This window comes from Salifodinibacter halophilus (assembly GCA_012999515.1).
Lineage (GTDB): Bacteria > Pseudomonadota > Gammaproteobacteria > Nevskiales > Salinisphaeraceae > Salifodinibacter > Salifodinibacter halophilus.
Window position 1 is genome coordinate 642,993 of the sequence record JABEEB010000001.1, and the last position, 16,474, is coordinate 659,466.

General features: G+C 56.7%; 16 protein-coding genes. 12 read left to right on the forward strand and 4 right to left on the reverse strand.

Annotated elements, in window-relative coordinates; genetic code table 11:
* The first annotated feature begins 620 nt into the window (after nt 1–620).
* Together HKX41_02915 and HKX41_02920 are read left to right on the forward strand one after the other, a co-directional pair.
* Entirely contained in the window at nt 621–1,670 is a 1,050-nt protein-coding gene (locus HKX41_02915) for a class I fructose-bisphosphate aldolase (protein ID NNC23108.1), read from the forward strand.
* 37 nt (nt 1,671–1,707) lie between these two features.
* Complete coding sequence (locus HKX41_02920; protein ID NNC23109.1) at nt 1,708–3,063, forward strand: phosphomannomutase; 1,356 nt, start codon at nt 1,708–1,710, stop codon at nt 3,061–3,063.
* 221 nt (nt 3,064–3,284) lie between these two features.
* On the opposite strand, the gene HKX41_02925 is transcribed toward HKX41_02920, so the two are convergent.
* Nucleotides 3,285–4,517 carry a class I SAM-dependent methyltransferase gene (locus HKX41_02925; GenBank protein NNC23110.1) on the reverse strand — a complete coding sequence of 411 codons (1,233 nt, stop codon included), beginning with the start codon at nt 4,515–4,517 and terminating at the stop codon, nt 3,285–3,287.
* A 399-nt stretch (nt 4,518–4,916) separates the two neighbouring features.
* On the opposite strand from HKX41_02925, the gene HKX41_02930 reads away from it, so the two are divergent.
* The 3 genes from HKX41_02930 (at nt 4,917) to ribA (ending at nt 7,554) form a co-directional block, all read left to right on the forward strand.
* On the forward strand, nt 4,917–5,963 hold the full coding sequence (locus HKX41_02930) for a glycosyltransferase family 4 protein (protein ID NNC23111.1): 1,047 nt from the start codon (nt 4,917–4,919) through the stop codon (nt 5,961–5,963).
* A complete protein-coding gene (locus HKX41_02935) occupies nt 5,960–6,265 on the forward strand; it encodes a hypothetical protein (protein ID NNC23112.1) in 306 nt (101 codons plus the stop codon). Before HKX41_02930 ends, HKX41_02935 begins: the two co-directional genes overlap by 4 nt.
* 167 nt (nt 6,266–6,432) lie before the next feature.
* Entirely contained in the window at nt 6,433–7,554 is a 1,122-nt protein-coding gene (gene ribA, locus HKX41_02940; protein ID NNC23113.1) for a GTP cyclohydrolase II RibA, read from the forward strand.
* Nucleotides 7,555–7,611: 57 nt separating this feature from the next.
* Here ribA and HKX41_02945 read toward each other — a convergent pair whose 3' ends face one another.
* Entirely contained in the window at nt 7,612–8,379 is a 768-nt protein-coding gene (locus HKX41_02945) for a creatininase family protein (GenBank protein NNC23114.1), read from the reverse strand.
* 323 nt (nt 8,380–8,702) lie between these two features.
* Between HKX41_02945 and HKX41_02950 the strand changes: the two genes are divergently transcribed.
* From HKX41_02950 to HKX41_02980, 7 genes are all read left to right on the forward strand, one after another.
* Complete coding sequence (locus tag HKX41_02950) at nt 8,703–10,019, forward strand: dicarboxylate/amino acid:cation symporter (GenBank protein ID NNC23115.1); 1,317 nt, start codon at nt 8,703–8,705, stop codon at nt 10,017–10,019.
* A 488-nt stretch (nt 10,020–10,507) separates the two neighbouring features.
* On the forward strand, nt 10,508–11,137 hold the full coding sequence (locus HKX41_02955) for a LysE family translocator (GenBank protein ID NNC23116.1): 630 nt from the start codon (nt 10,508–10,510) through the stop codon (nt 11,135–11,137).
* 184 nt (nt 11,138–11,321) lie between these two features.
* Nucleotides 11,322–11,741 (forward strand): cytidine deaminase, encoded by a 420-nt coding sequence (locus tag HKX41_02960; protein ID NNC23117.1) that lies wholly within the window; start codon nt 11,322–11,324, stop codon nt 11,739–11,741.
* A gap of 569 nt (nt 11,742–12,310) precedes the next feature.
* The gene (locus HKX41_02965) at nt 12,311–12,718 is read left to right on the forward strand and encodes an MliC family protein (protein NNC23118.1); all 408 of its coding nucleotides are present in this window, start codon (nt 12,311–12,313) and stop codon (nt 12,716–12,718) included.
* A gap of 13 nt (nt 12,719–12,731) precedes the next feature.
* Complete coding sequence (locus HKX41_02970; protein NNC23119.1) at nt 12,732–13,802, forward strand: M42 family metallopeptidase; 1,071 nt, start codon at nt 12,732–12,734, stop codon at nt 13,800–13,802.
* 138 nt (nt 13,803–13,940) lie between these two features.
* Entirely contained in the window at nt 13,941–14,288 is a 348-nt protein-coding gene (locus tag HKX41_02975) for a CidA/LrgA family protein (protein ID NNC23120.1), read from the forward strand.
* Nucleotides 14,289–14,295: 7 nt separating this feature from the next.
* Complete coding sequence (locus HKX41_02980; GenBank protein ID NNC23121.1) at nt 14,296–15,009, forward strand: LrgB family protein; 714 nt, start codon at nt 14,296–14,298, stop codon at nt 15,007–15,009.
* Nucleotides 15,010–15,120: 111 nt separating this feature from the next.
* On the opposite strand, the gene HKX41_02985 is transcribed toward HKX41_02980, so the two are convergent.
* Both HKX41_02985 and HKX41_02990 read right to left on the reverse strand, forming a co-directional pair.
* The gene (locus HKX41_02985; protein ID NNC23122.1) at nt 15,121–15,696 is read right to left on the reverse strand and encodes a gamma-glutamylcyclotransferase; all 576 of its coding nucleotides are present in this window, start codon (nt 15,694–15,696) and stop codon (nt 15,121–15,123) included.
* A 48-nt stretch (nt 15,697–15,744) separates the two neighbouring features.
* A complete protein-coding gene (locus HKX41_02990) occupies nt 15,745–16,383 on the reverse strand; it encodes a glutathione S-transferase family protein (protein NNC23123.1) in 639 nt (212 codons plus the stop codon).
* Between the last annotated feature and the right edge of the window lie 91 nt (nt 16,384–16,474).

A 16,474-nucleotide genomic window follows, 5' to 3' on the forward strand; every position in this document is an offset into this window, starting at 1 on the left:
AGCACTCAAGCCGGTCACGCGTCGTGCATGGTAACGAGTCGTCGCGAGTAACAGTTTCGCTCGACACAACCGATGGTCAGTTCCATGCCAGTCACGTGCAATCTCAGACCCTCTGACGAACACTCTAATTGAGCTGTCTCAGCTGCGCTTGTATATAATCTATGCAAACGGGTTGACCGATACATACCACGTACGTGATAAATATACGTACCGTATAGACTGTTGGTTCCATGCCGCTGACCGGCCGCTTCTCTACGCTAGGCGCTAGACGTGCCACTTGCGCGCAGTTGATTGATGCCCATCAAATCAGACGGTCCCAGTCATGAACTCGAGCGCTACGATGCTGTCTCGCCCTTTATTGGCGCAACAGGCTGCCCACGCACTTTTGACTGGACCCCCCAAGCATTCGAAGATAACGCGCAGTTGCCCCATAGATCGCCTATCACGCCCAATCACGGCGGCCTTGATGGACGACACACCGCAGTTGAACGGAATACACCCCCAAAACCCGACATCGCCGCGTAAAAAGACTACGACGACGCATGCCGCTTGATGATTGAATAAAACGCGCCGGCCAGCCGACAGGCCTGCCGGTTGTCTTAGCCATAGGAACGAACGCCATGATCGATATCGAAAGCCACCTCGGCAATGAAGCCGACGACCTGCTGGGTCACAAATGCGAGACCATTGACAAGAGCAATCTCTATCTCCCCGGCCCGGATTTCGTCGACCGAGTCGTCGCGGACAGCGATCGTTCGCCCGCTGTCATGGCCTCTTTGCAACGGTTATTCGACCACGGCCGCCTCGGCGGCACGGGGTATCTCGGCCTGCTGCCAGTCGATCAGGGTATCGAACACTCGGGTGGCGCCTCGTTCGGGCCCAATCCGATCTACTTCGACCCGAAAAACATCGTGGAACTGGCCATGGAAGGTGGCTGCAACGGTGTGGCATCGACGCTCGGCGTATTGTCCAGTGTGGCCCGGCGCTACGCCCATCGAATCCCGTTCATACTCAAGCTCAACCACAACGAAACGCTGTCCCTGCCCCCTGTCTCCGACCAGACCTTGTTCGCCGATGTGGAACAAGCTAAGAACATGGGGTGTGCAGCGGTCGGCGCGACGATCTACTACGGCTCCCCCGAGTGTCGCCGGCAAATTCAGGAAATCAGCGAAGCTTTCGAGCGCGCTCACGAGCTTGGCATGGCTACGGTATTGTGGGCATACCTGCGTAACGACGCCTTCAAAAAAGACGGCGTCGATCACCACACATCGGCTGATTTAACCGGGCAAGCCATCCACATGGCGGCCACAATCAATGCCGATATCGTCAAGCAGAAAATGGCCACCAATAACCGCGGCTACACCGAAATCGGCTTCGGTAATACGCACGAGCGCGTCTATGACACGTTGTCATCCGACCACCCGATCGACTTGGCCCGCTATCAAGTGGCTAACTGTTATATGGGCCGTACCGGCCTGATCAATTCCGGCGGCAGCTCAGGGTCGGACGACTATGCACAGGCTGTGCGCACGGCTGTCATCAATAAACGCGCGGGCGGTACGGGCCTGATTTCCGGCCGCAAAGCGTTCCAGAAATCGATGAAAGACGGCGTTGCGCTCCTAAATGCGATCCAGGACGTATATCTCGACGACAATGTAACGATCGCATAGCACTCGATAAGTGCAGCGATCACCAGGAGAATCAACGGTGGGTGAATACTACGACTTTTTCAAAGCCTACGACGTCCGAGCGCGTGTGCCAGACGAACTCGATGCCGATCTCGCTTACAGGATCGGTCAATCGTTTGTCGGCGTCTTCAATCTGAAGACCGTAGTGCTTGGACGTGATATGCGACTGTCCAGTCCGGATATCGCCAATGCGCTTGCCGGCGGTTTGACCGCGGCTGGCGCCGACGTGCTCGATATCGGACTGAGCGGGACCGAAGAAGTCTATTACGGCGTGATCGCACAGCAGGCCGATGGCGGTGTCATGGTCACGGCCAGCCATAACCCGAAGGACTACAACGGCCTGAAGTTCGTGCGCGAAGGGGCGCGGCCCATCAGCAGCGACACGGGGCTAGCCGATATCGAAGCATCCGCCTATTACGGTGATATCAACCCACCGGCGCAGGCCGGAACGCGTCGCGAGTTGGCTCAACGCAGCGATTATGTCGATTTCCTGCTCGGCCAGATCAAGCGCGATCACATGAAACCGCTAAAGATCGTGGCCAACCCCGGCAATGGCTGTGCCGGCCTGGTCGTCGATGCATTGGCCGATCAGCTGCCGTTCGAGATCATACGCATGAATTTCGAGCCGGACGGCCACCTACCCAACGGTATTCCAAATCCACTGCTGCCCGAGAACCGCAGCGTCACGGCCGAGGCGGTTCGAGCACACGGCGCTGATCTCGGCGTGGCTTGGGATGGCGACTTCGATCGTTGCTTTTTCTTCGACGAGCGCGGCGAATTCGTCGAGGGCTATTACATAGTTGGCCTGTTAGCGGAAATGCTGCTGACAATGACGCCAGGTGCAGCGATCGTGCACGACCCGAGGCTCGTCTGGAACACACTGGCCCAGGTTGAAGCCGGCGGTGGCCAAACGGTTGCCTCGAAATCGGGCCACTCGTTCATGAAACAGGTCATGCGCGAATCCGATGCACTCTATGGCGGCGAAATGAGCGCACACCATTATTTCCGTGAATTCGGCTACGCCGATAACGGCACCCTACCTTGGCTGGTGCTGGCCCAACTCTTAAGCGAAACCGACCAGACAATGTCCAGCCTGGTGGCATCCCGGATCGCGGCGTTCCCGGCCTCGGGCGAAATCAATCGCGAAATTAACGATCCAACGGCCGCGCTGGCCGATCTCGAATCCCACTACACGGATGCTGCCGAGTCGGTCGACTATCTCGACGGGCTATCAATGGACTTCGGCAACTGGCGCTTCAACCTGCGTAAGTCGAATACCGAACCGGTCGTGAGGCTGAACGTCGAAACGCGCGGTGACCAGGCTTTACTCCAGGAGAAAACCGACGAGCTCCTGGCGCGCATCGACGCGAATTAAGTCCGGCACCATCGCCGCGAGCCTGTTTTGGAGCGCACGGTACTCGCCAGCCGTGCGCTCTAGCGATCGGCATCACGCGACCGCACAGGCGCACGCTTTAGTGGCTTTTCCTCGCCATCGGAGATCGGTCGGGTCGGTGCTGCCGTGCTGCCGTGCCCGACTCTTGGCGGCACATCTTGATTTGCCGGTAAACAAACCAAGATGCCCGCGTAACATCAGGTCTAGCTGTCGACCGGCGTCATCGTGGTGTCGCCCAGATAAGGTCGGGCGGCGTCACCGTCGTAGAGATAATCCCGGGTAACGGGGACCGCGTCGTTGGTATGGCCGAGCTGAATCTGGAACACGACGAGATCGCCCCAACGGAACACAGCTTCACAACTTTGCAAGTAGAACTCCCACATGCGACAGAAGCGCTCACCGAGCCGCTCGGTAAATATGTGCCGTCGATCCTGAAAATTAGCATTCCAGCAGGATAGTGTCCGCGCGTAGTGGCGCCGTAATACTTCAATATCGGTGCTGGCCAGGCCTGCGTTCTCGACCTTGGGCGCGATTTCGGAAAGCGATGGAATATAACCACCCGGAAAGATATATTTCGTGATCCAGTTGCGGTTCATCGGCGTCGGCGGACCATTGCGACCAATCGTATGGATCAAACTGCGACCGCCGGTACGCAACAGGTTGCGCACCTGATTGAAAAATATCTGGTACTGCGGCCGACCGACGTGTTCGAACATACCGACACTCACAACCGCGTCGAACGCGTCGCCGTCGAGGCTACGGTAGTCCTCTTGTTTGAACGTCACCTTATCGGTCAGTCCCTTGCTTTCCGCACGTTCCTGTGCAATCCGGTATTGATCGTCAGCAAGTGTCAGACCGACGACTTCCACGTCGTAGGTTTCGGCCAGATGTAGTGCCAGACCACCCCAGCCGCAGCCAATATCGAGCACGCGTTCGCCGGGTGACAGACAAAGTTTGCGGCCAATGTGGGCACATTTGGCGCGCTGCGCGTCGGCCAATGTCGTGTCATCAGTCTCGAAATAGGCGCAGGAATACTGCATGTCCGGGTCGAGGAATTCCCGGAACAGTTCGCTGTCTACATCGTAATGATGATGAATATTGCGCTGTGCCGACAGCTTGGAATTGGCTTCGCGGAAGCGCCGCACGCAACTGCCAATCAGGCGGTAGAAAAATGAAGCACTGGCCGACTCGACATTCGCGAAATACAACCGGAAAATCGCCAGCAAGCCACCACGACCCGGCCGCCAGTCATCGTCCATATAGGCTTCGCCGAAGGCCATCTCCGGATCAGCCATCAAGCGGCGCATAACGCCTTTACGCTGAAGGATGACTTCGGCACTCGGCTCGCCACTGCCGAAAGACTCACGCTTACCTGACGGATGCACCAATGTCAGGCTACCGTGGTGTAAAAATCGTTCGAAAATCCGTCGTTTCACCCTGACTCCCGGATTGATAACGCCCCACGCGTTAGCCGCGTACGAGCGCGGCAATGAATATTCGGAATATGCCCATTATAAGCCACATCACGTGCCACTCCAATCTTGATAACCAGCAGACCCCGCAGCCACAACGACAGACCCGCGCCCTTTAGCTCTATCCGCCGAATGACGCAGCAATCCATGTGCACACGCATCGGCACCGAGCAGCAACGAGCTCGTGATCCGCACGCGCTATACAGCCGTGAGTCGCGGCGCCAAGATTCGAGCGTCTGCACACAACGATCCGCAATGGGCGCGTCGATGAAAATGCCAGGCAGTGTCATCGCATGCAGGTAACGTTAGGCGAACCCACATCGCCTGGGCGAGCGCAAATGATCTCTAATCGGAGCGTATGGCATGCACTTCATCGTTGCCGGTAAACTTGATCAGGCAACAGGCGGCTACCGCTACGACGCACGTATCGTCGCGGGGTTGCGCGACGCCGGCTGGCGCGTCGTCGTCCACGAATTGGATGGATGTTTTGCCACGCCCGACGACCAGGCCGCCTCGGCACTTGAGCAGTCGCTGGCAAGCATTGACGCGGATCAACTGGTTGTAATCGACAGCCTGGCTCTGGGCGGACTACCGGAAATCGCCCAACGTTGCGCACAGCGTCTAACGCTCGCCGCCCTAGTCCACCACGCGCTCGCCGATGAACATGACACCGACGCGATGACACGCAGACGCTGGCTGGCCAGCGAGCATCAAGCATTAGCCGCGGCCACACGCGTGATTACCACAAGCGACTATACCGCCAATAGGCTGCTCGAACTCGAGCTGGTGGCGACGCGGCCCGCCGTGGTCGAGCCGGGCGTCGAGCCGCGGCCGTGCGCCACGCCCAATCTCGACATGCCGTTACGGCTGTGTTGCGTGGCAAGCATCATCCCGCGCAAGGATAACGCTGGCCTGGTGGCCGCCCTGGCCCAACTACGTGATCTGAATTGGCGCTGCGATATCGTCGGCGCACTGGACCGTGATCCGGCGACGACGACCGATTTACGCCACCGAATCGAGCGCCACGGCTTGGGCGAGCGTGTTCATCTGCGTGGCGTTCTGCCGAACGATGAGCTCGACGTGGTTTACCGACAAGCCGATCTATTTGTGCTCGCCAGCCGATTCGAGGGCTACGGCATGGTCATTACCGAGGCGCTGGCCTATGGGTTGCCGATCGTCACGACCACCGGCGGCGCACTGCGCGATACCGTACCGGTCAATGCTGGGCTCACCGTGCCCCCGAACGATGTACCCGCGCTCAGATCGGCGCTTGCACGTGTGCTTGGCAACCGTACGTGTTTCGACGCGCTTGTCGCCGGTGCGCGGCGCGCACGTAAAAACTTGCTCGACTGGCCGGCCGCCACCCAACGATTCACCCAGGTTCTAGCTGAAATGGACTCGATACGATGATCAATAAGCCGAATGTCTTTGCCGCTGAGTGGCTGGCATTACATGAGGCCGTTGACGCGCGTGTGCGTAGCTCGCGCCTGGCCGAAGCCGTCGATGAATGGCTGTGGCGCCACGCCGACACCGATTGTCGACCTAGGCGCCGGCACAGACGCCAATCTGCGCTATCCGGCGCCGCGGTTGACGATGCCCCAACGTGGACACTGATCAACCACGATCCGACGCTACTCGCCAACCACCCAGGCGGACCCGCTGCCGGATGGCTGGTCATCGATGCACCAGTCGTGTCTGTCGACCAATTTTGAGTCGCTGCATCGCGAACGATGCCTCAGGCGTAAGGAGTCCCTAGTGTCGGCATACTTGGGTTCAAAATCGACGTGCGCCAGGCTGCGCGGCATACTCGCACACCAAATAACCGCCGGCGGCGCTCGTCGCCGTCCGCGGCGACTACTCACGGATATCTCTTAACGCCATGGAACACGTTGAGCGCTGTTTGTTCGATCTACGCCGCGGTCTGCCGATCCGGTTACGCGACGATACTGTCGACGTTCTGATCTGGCCCGTCGAGCATCTGGATGAAAACGCGCTGGGACGACTACGCCATGTCGCCGATGATAATCCGGCGCTTGTCGTGACCGGTCACCGATTGGCGAGCGTCAAATCCATCGCGTCACAAGCAAACGAGACAAGCAATGCCCGCATCGGCATTACAGCCGCGGATGCCGCCGACGATGTCATCCGCTGGGCCTGCACACCGGACGTTGAAATCGACGCCGGCCGTATCGGCCCCGGACCGGACGACAATATCGACACATTGGCCCTTTTTCTCATGCGCTGTGCGCTACTCATCCCGGCCGCGGTGGTGGCCACGATTGGCGTCGATGCCCGGGGCGAGCTCGACACCGACGTTGATACGCGCGATCTGTTATCGATCGAACCAGCCACGGTGCACGCGTACGAGGCCGGGCGGCCGGAGCCACTCAAGCGTGTTAGCGAATCCGAGGTTCCGCTCGCGGACGCGTCCAGCACGCGTTTCGTTGTATTTCGCGAACCGGACGGCATGCGCGAGCACATCGCGATTTTGATTGGTGACAGCCAACACTGGCCAACTCCGGTGCCTGTGCGCCTGCACTCGGCATGCCTGACCGGCGATTTGTTCGGAAGCCTTCGCTGTGACTGTGGCGAACAACTACGCGGCAGTGTCGCTGCCATCGGCGAGCGCGGCGGTGGCGTATTACTGTATCTCGCCCAGGAAGGGCGCGGTATCGGCCTGGCCAACAAGATGCGCGCCTACCATCTTCAGGACGACGGCCTCGATACGATCGATGCCGATCAGGTGCTCGGCTTCAGCGAGGACGAACGACGCTACACGATAGCGAGCGAAATGCTTGCCGCACTCGATATCCACACCATCGATCTGCTAACCAACAATCCGGCCAAGTTGGACGCTATGCGTCAAAACGGCATTGCGGTCGCCGCACGCCAAGCGATTTACGGCTATCTAACGCCGCAAAACCGTGGCTATCTGAACGCCAAGGCCACGCGGGCCGGCCACTGGCTCGATAATCTGCTGGACCACAGCGCCGAACGTTAAATCGAGCTTGCGGCAGGAACGCAAACTCGGCACCGGCGACACCTCTGTGGGGTTCGGTCAACGCGGCAATTGCAAATCGGCTGTCTCTCGAATGACAGCCGCCAGACACCCGCCGAAATAAGCGACTAGTTGCCGACCGATATCACCATCGGCCCGGGCCGGCTCGCCGGCAATACCATCATCGCCAAAATCTTCAGCGAGCCAAGCGTAAGCCGCCCGGCCTTCCGGCGCCACCCACTGACTGGCCGGCGCATGCTTGGTCCGGGTCGATGGCGGGATGTGGTCGCGTCGAACCGCATCGGGAGCAATGTGCAACATCATCGATGTCTCCAACGCGCCGGCATGCAGATCCTGGGCTAGTTCATCAAAGTCATCGACCGCATCCGGCGTGCCGAACCGGAAATACGTGGCTTTAATCACATGTAATCCATGGTAGGCCCGTAAGTTGAGGGCCGCCGCATCCAATACGGCGGTGTTACCACCATGACTGTTGAACACGACCAGACGCTCAATGCCTGCCTGCCGAACGCTTTGCCCAAGCGCCTCGATCGTTGCCATGGCGGTTTCCGACGACAGAGTGAGCGTACCCGAGAAATTCGCGTGTTCGACGCTTGCTCCCATAGATTGGGTCGGCAGCACTATCACGGATACGGAATCGTCCGCCCTGCCCGATTCGATCTCGCCAAGCGCATGCGTGACGATAGCCTCTCCAACCACCACATCGGTATCGAGCGGCAAATGTGCGCCGTGTTGCTCGATCGCTGCCAATGGCAACAGCGCAACAGCATGCGTGGCTGCCACATCGGCGATTTCGGCGGTTGTCATACGTTGCCAATAGTAAATGCGCATTACTGCTCTGTTGGACCGAACTGCGGATTACCAATAATAGCCAGATTCGGCACGGACCGGTTATCTGGCGACGCCATTTTCCAAAGAATCAATTGCTGGCAAAACTCTGAATGCCGGGCCATGGCAACCTTGTAAATTACCAGGCGGCAGGCTGGCCACATTGGAATTATCCCGCGTCAATAGGAAAAAGGTTTTATTGACAAATACTAAATAATCTATTTAAGTTAATAAGATTATAGGCATTAAACATCTTTGATGCCGAATCAAGCGCCGCAAATAGATGAAATGGTTTAGTAATTATGGCAAGCCAAAATAAACAGAACGGATTCATGGCGTGGTATTTTAATACCAATTTATTACTTAAAATACTCATTGGCCTGGTTCTTGGCATAATCACGGGGCTGGCTGCTGGTGAACATATACTTTGGGTGTCACCTCTGGGCCAAATATTTGTTCATCTCTTAAAAATGATCGTCATGCCGATCATTGTTTCAACCCTGGTTCTCGGAGCGGCCAGTGTTAACCCAGCTCAGCTGGGTAAAACCGGTCTTAAGATTTTTGTATATTACATCCTGACCGGAGCCATTGCGGTCGCAATCGGCCTGATAGCAGGCAACATTTTTCAGCCCGGCAAAGGTCTCAATCTAACCAGCGGCACAACGGATGCCACGGTCGACCAACCCTCTTTAATACAGACTCTGATTAACGTCATCCCGACGAACTTTTTCGACGCCTTGTCCTCCGGCGATGTACTGCCGGTTATTTTCTTTTCGATTTTATTCGGCATCGGCCTCTCTTTTCTACGGAACAGCAACGAGCCGCGGCTGCGCAACGCCGGAGAGACCTTATATACATTATTCGATGGCGCAGCTGAAATAATGTTTCTTATCGTGCGGTGGATCCTGCAATATGCGCCGATTGGCGTTTTCGCCTTGATTGCAGTCGTTTTCGCTAAACAAAGCGCGTCCACCATAACCTCGTTGGGGATGGTTATTGTCGCTGTGTATCTGGGGTTGGCTTTTCATCTTGTGGTGGTCTACGGCGGACTGTTAACACTCAATAAACTAAGCTTCATCACCTTTCTCAAAGGCGCGCGCGAAGCCATGATCACCGCATTCGTGACACGCACCTCCAGCGGCACGTTACCCGTAACGATGCGGCGAGCCGAAAACAATCTCGGCATTAATCGAAAAGTGTATTCATTTACATTGCCCCTGGGCGCAACGATCAACATGGATGGCACAGCCATCTATCAAGGCGTATGCGTCATCTTCATCGGATTCGCCATTGGTGCGCCGCTGTCTTTTGCCCAGCAAGTCACAGTCATGTTGACCGCCGTACTGGCATCCATCGGCACTGCCGGCGTGCCAGGCGCCGGTGCCATTATGTTGCTGATGGCACTTAAGGCAGTTGGCCTGCCCATCGAAAATGGGTCGGCAACTGCAGCCGCTTATGCAATGATCCTCGGTATTGATGCCCTTCTGGATATGGGTCGAACGGGCCTGAATGTCACGGGCGATTTAACCGGGACCACCGTGGTCGCCAAAAGCGAACAGGCTTTGGCCATGGATTATTGGGATTCCTCTGCATCGCAAGAACCAAGGGAGCACAAGTAGGAATAAATAACAAAGCAATGTAGTGTAGCCCCTGAAGGACAGGCGTGTTCGAAGTCTCTTTATTTCGGGGCTATCTGCTAAGTGAAATACACGACAATCGAGCACTCGTGCATCTGAACCCGATCCCGGAAACCGGAAACGATACATTTCTAGCTGATTAGCTGGATCGGATCGCTCGATCCCATCCACCTGGGCCGGCGGATCCAGCGTATCCGCCCAACCTGCTCGATGATTTGCCTTGATCGCCTGGTCTCTGGCTGGCTGCTTTACCTTGCCCTTGGGCCTCTCAAGCGCAGGTTTTTGTATCCTTTACCACCGTCAAGTCAGCCGCAATGGTGGGCATGGGGTTGTCACTCGTAAATATGGGCGTTTTTTGACGTCGGCTATCGTATACTTGCCTTCGGCTAGGTTTTGGATACGAGCACAAGCGGCTCAAAATGAGCTTCGTCACCATAAGTAGACAGAGCGACTGCAGAAGAGTTTATTTTATGGAAAGCGCTCATCAATTCTTATTGTTCCTATCAATCGCAACCTTATTAAATATCACGCCAGGTGCGGATCACGTCTACATCGTTAGTCGCACCGTGGCGCAGGGCCGCTTGGCCGGCTTTTTATCGAGTTGGGGCGTATGTACTGGAGCAATGGCTTATGTGATCGCTACCGCCTTGGGCATTTCAGCCGTGATCGCGAGTTCCGAAACTGCGTTTCTGGCGATTAAGCTAATGGGCGCTGGCTATTTGATTTGGCTCGGTATTCAGGCTTTACGGTCGCGCGGCATGAGCTTTCAGGTGGACACTGGTATAGCGAACAAAACGACATCGCGACAGCTATACCTTCAGGGTGTGTTGGTCGACATCCTGAATCCGAAAGTCGCTATCTTTTTTATCGCTTTTTTGCCGCAGTTTGTTGACCCTTCCAAAGGTGCCGCGTGGTGGCAGATGATCGTGCTGGGCACGATCGTAGTCGTAATCGCGAGTATCTGCGAGGCCATGCTGATCTTGGGTGCGGGTGAGATTTCAAAGCACCTGCGTAATAACAAAGCGATTGGGAAGTGGTTGGATCGCGCATTGGGCTGTGTATTTATCAGCCTCGGGCTCAGCCTCGCCTTCGGCGATTAAGTCACGCGTGGATAAAAGCCACCCAGCAAATCGCCCTATTTTGCTTCTTTACGGTGTCAGAACGTAAATCTATGTGGTTGCGGTAATATTCTCGATTTAAAGGGTGAAAGGCATCCATGCCATCACTCGGTTGATGCCGGCTGTGCCATAACTGATTTGAGCGTTAGATAGAGGAAAGAAGGTGATGCCGGTAGACCAAAAATTAGTCGAGGCCGCGCAAGCACAAACTATTGCCCGTTTCCCCAACGGAGTAGGCGGAGCAGCCGCCGTATATCTTAGCGATAACGTCATTTTGACTAGCGTTGGCTTCGAGTCGCCCAACGAAGCTTCAAACCTCTGCTACGAAGCGGGTGCTTATTGCGAAGCATTTCGCCTCGGCAAATCTGTAACCGCTTCAGTATGCGTGGCCCGGGATGGGCCCAATCAGCCATTTTATGTGATGGCTCCTTGCGGTATTTGCCAAGAGCGGCTCGCAATATGGCGTGAGTTGGTTGAGATAGCGGTGCCTGTTCGCGAAGATGCGACCAAGTGGCAATCGCTATCTTTCGACGAAATACAGCCGTGGTATTGGGCGGATTCGCTATCTTTTGGAAGTAAGACCTAAGACGGTACTGCGCCTTGTCCCACGATGGGCGTGTTTAAGCCGTGCCTGACAGATCGACCTCAGATGAACTCTGGGACGCCGGAAACGCATAGGCAAAAGGCGCAAGCGCGCTAGTTACCACCACCGCCGCGGAACCCCCGGCCTAACCGACTATATTTAAGCCAAGCGAACATATAAGTGGTGATGGAACGCGTTGCCCGAGCGCGCCAGCAAACGTGGGACCAAGGTACGACAAATCATCGATCGAGAGCACAAAAATCAATGCCTGCACGGGCTTCGACCTGACGCCACGGCGACCTGTAACAAGACCTTACCGGTCGTGCCTAGCGTATTATCGTGTCGATATAACCAACCTTAGTTAATCGGGTGATGGCGCCACAACCGCTTTAGCAAAGTTGATGGTATCTATATTGACCGGAATCTGGCCCACACAAAGCGCGCGACGCAAACACCCCGTTCCAACCTGGGCCGCAGTAGACGATCGCATATAGAATGGCCAATCAAGACATTCATTTTCAGTCAATTATCAATATTAATTGACCTGATAGGTAAATGGTAAGGACGCATCTATGAGCAAACATAAGTGTTTAATAACTGTGGCGGCATTCGCCACGGCTGCCATCGGCGCGGGCTGCGCACCCAATACGCTACCTCAGGACAACGATGACGCTAACGCTGGTCATTCCGTGGCCCGTGTGACTTATGCCTGTGACCACTCGAATGACCGTGAAGTGCGTTACCCCAACGATCACACCGCTGTGATCCCGTATAAGGGCAGCCAACATACACTCACCCTCACCCGGTCGGCGGATGGCGCCCGCTATACCAACGATGACATCGTATGGTGGAATAAAGGCAGTGGCTCCAACGCTAGCGCATCGCTATTCCATACCAGCAATGGCAATGGCAATGGCGATAAAATTGCCACCTGCCACCAGACTCAAACCTCGCGAACTGCTCCAAAAGAACATGACTAAAAACGCTTACACAATCGACGACCACGCGCTCGATTTTCTCGAACGCTATTTGAATAACCCGGCCCCGGTTGGTTACGAGGCCGGCGGGCAGCGGCTTTGGATGGACTACCTGAAGCCGTACGTGGATCAGTTCATAACTGACAGCTACGGTTCGGCGGTGGGGGTCATCAACCCCGACGCCGACTATAAAGTCGTCATCGAGGGCCACGCCGACGAGATCGGCTGGATGGTTAATCATATTACCGACAACGGCATGCTCTACGTGATCCGCAACGGCGGCAGCGATCACCAGATTGCGACGTCCAAACGGGTCTCGATCCACACCGATAACGGGGTGGTCCCCGGTGTTTTTGGCTGGCCCGCGATCCACACCCGCGACAGCTCGCAGGAAAAACAACCACAGACCGACAATATTTTCATCGACGTCGGTGCACACTCGGCCGATGAAGTGGCTGCGTTGGGGATTCACATCGGCTGCCCGGTCACCTACCCCGACCCGTTCGAAACCTTGAATGATGATAAGTTCGTCTGCCGCGCTCTAGACAACCGGATCGGCGGCTTCATTATCGCCGAGGTGGCACGACGCTTCCACGAGCTGGAGACTCGACCTAATTTCGGACTATATATCGTTAATTCGGTGCAGGAAGAAGTCGGCCTGCGTGGTGCGGCCATGATCGCGGAAACGATTACACCCGACGCAGCAATCGTGATTGATGCCACTCACGACACCTCGACGCCCATGGTCGAAGCAACCAAGGCCGGTTCGGTCAAAATCGGCGACGGCCCGGTCATCACCCACGCGCCGGCGGTTCAGAACCGACTTCGGGACCACATCGTTGACACCGCCAAACAAAACGGCATGACATTCCAACGCAACGCCAAGGCGCCTGGCTCTGGCACCGATACCGATTCGTTTGCGGTCAGCGGCCGTGGGGTGCCATCGGCGCTCATCGCTCCGCCGCTGCGATATATGCACACCACGGTCGAAATGGTTCAGCGTTCCGATGTCGAACAAGTCATTGATCTGCTGTATCGCTCGGTAGCCGCTATCGAAACCGGCGAGACGTTTTCCTATTTCGAATAGCATGGGGCGCCACCACGTCAGGATTGAGCACGCACAACCCGCTATACGGGGCCGCTGCGTCCTCGAAGCCCGCACGAGCCGAACCAACTTCTTGGTTCGGCTCCGGGTGGCCGGCTAACCACGCTCGACGGACTCCCCATGATTGGCGCGCTCATCATCCTGATCGGGCTGCAAGTGCTGGGCACTGTTATTACACGCCTCACCGGCGCACCGGTGCCCGGCCCAGTCTTCGGATTGGTCATTCTATTCGTTGTGCTATCCCTACGAGGCACGACGCCGCCTGCTCTTAGCCGCACGAGCAACACCTTAATCGACCACCTCGCGCTGTTATTCGTGCCGGCCGGCGTCGGCATCGTGAACCATCTACACATTCTCGAGCGCCATGGCCTGGCCATCATCGTCATCTTAATTACAAGTGCCATCACAACGACCATCGTCACCGCGGCAACATTCGCCGGCGTTACCCGACTGATGAATCGGCGCTGATCCGATGATGACCCCCTTCGCCACCATCTGGGCTATGCTTGCGGCCAATCCATTGTTCTGGCTGTTGCTTACGATCGTGGTCTACGCCGGATCGCGCCACCTTTCTGCGACGACGGGATTGGCCGTATTGAATCCGGTGCTGGTCAGCGTCGCCGTCCTGGCGACCATATTGCTGGTTAGCGACACGTCGTATGGCACCTATTTCCGCGGCGCAAAATTTGTCGATTTATGGCTCGGCCCCGCGACGATCGCGTTGGCAGTGCCGCTGTGCGGCCAACTCACCGTACTGCGCAGCCGACTGGTACCGGTTATCGTGGCGTTACTCGCGGGCAGTTTGACGGCAATCGGTTCGGCATTTCTGCTGAGCTGGGCCTTTGGCCTCGCCCCTCAAACACTTATCTCCATGCTGCCGAAATCGGTTACAACGCCGATCGCCATGGGCGTGTCCGAACAGATCGGCGGCAGCGCCTCGCTGACGACCGTGTTCGTGCTCATTACCGGCATGATCGGCGCTGTGATCGGTCTACCGACGCTCACCGCAATCGGCGTCGCAGATAATGCCGCTCGCGGGTTTGCGCTCGGCACCGTCGCGCACGGCATCGGCACTGTACGTGCGTTTGAGGAAAGCGAGACCGCTGGTGCATTCAGCAGCTTGGCGATGGGGCTAAACGGTGTCTTCACAGCACTCGCGCTACCTCTTCTGATTTGGCTACTTACCTAAATCTCTACATGGGAACGCGCGCCACGCTGCGCTCATGTCGTTGTGCCTCGGTTGAGCCAACAAATAACCAGAAGCATCAGCTTATACAAACAGACTGCCCGAGGCGCGAACCTACGCGTTCGGTTGTGCGGCCGCTAGATAGTCTTGTAGCGCCTGCTCGACAGCGAATACGTGCGCATCCTCAGTCCCGAGTCGGCGCAAACCGTCAGCAAGCCCTAATAGATATTCGCGATTCTCGCCACTAGCGCCGACCGAGTGTGCGATATCGCGCGCAATATCGGCCGTCGATGCTGGCCCCAGATACGCGGGATTATCCGGGCCGGCGAGATACACGATACCTTCGCCCTGGTCGCCGTCGAAAAACTCGAGGTCAACGGAAATACGCCGGTAGCCATCTTTTTCGCGATCATCAAGATGGTCAAACGCGGCGGCTGAAACTTGATACGCCATGCCGCTGCAGATTGCGCCGGCTTGTTCAACAAGCGTGACCACGCGTCCAGGCGAGCCTGGCACACCGCGGTGATCGCGCGACCCCTGCCAGAAACGCCGCACCCAACCTCGGATCGAGGCCGGTCGCGCTTGAAAATAGTCAAAATCGGCTTTGTAGATGATCGAGCCATAACCGAACAGCCAGATCCTACGCCCGGACCGGTTTTCGGTTGCATCGGTTGTTGGCATGTCGCCCATTAGCAGTGCTGGTTCTGAGTCGTCTTGGCCGAATAAGGTCTCGCACGGTTACTGATTAGATTTGCTCCCAATCAGCACGTTGACACCCGCTTGTACGGCATCGCGCTTGCCGATGGCATCGGACCAACACTTGACGTTCGGATAAGCTTCAATATCGACGCCCTGGAACTCGGGCGCTTGCAGCCATGGCCAGACCGCGATGTCAGCGATCGTGTATTGCTCGCCAGCCAAGTAGTCGGACACGCCCAGCCGCTTGTCCATGACGCTATAGAGCCGGTTGGCTTCTTTTTCGTAGCGGGCCACTGCATAATCGATGGTTTCCGACGCGGCCCTGTTGAAGTGATGCGCCTGGCCGAGCATGGGACCAACGTTGCCCATCTGAAACATTAGCCACTGATAAACTTCAAACTTGGCACGCGGCTCGCTCGGCATGAGACAGCCGGTTTTTTCGGCTAGATATAGCAATATCGCGCCCGACTCGAACAGTGAATATTCGTGTCCACCCAGGCCATTGTGGTCGACAATAGCCGGAATCTTGTTATTGGGACTGATCGCGACAAACGCCGGATCGAATTGATCGCCGGCACCGATGTCGATCGGATGCGCGGTATATGCCAGGCCTAGCTCCTCGAGCATGATGTGGACCTTGCGGCCGTTAGGTGTGGTCCAGCTATAAAGATCAATCATCGTGGCCTTCTGGGCAGTATGAGCAGTCTGTGACAGGTGCGACGCACAGTATCGAATATACCGGCAACAGTTATCCTGCTGACATTTCTGC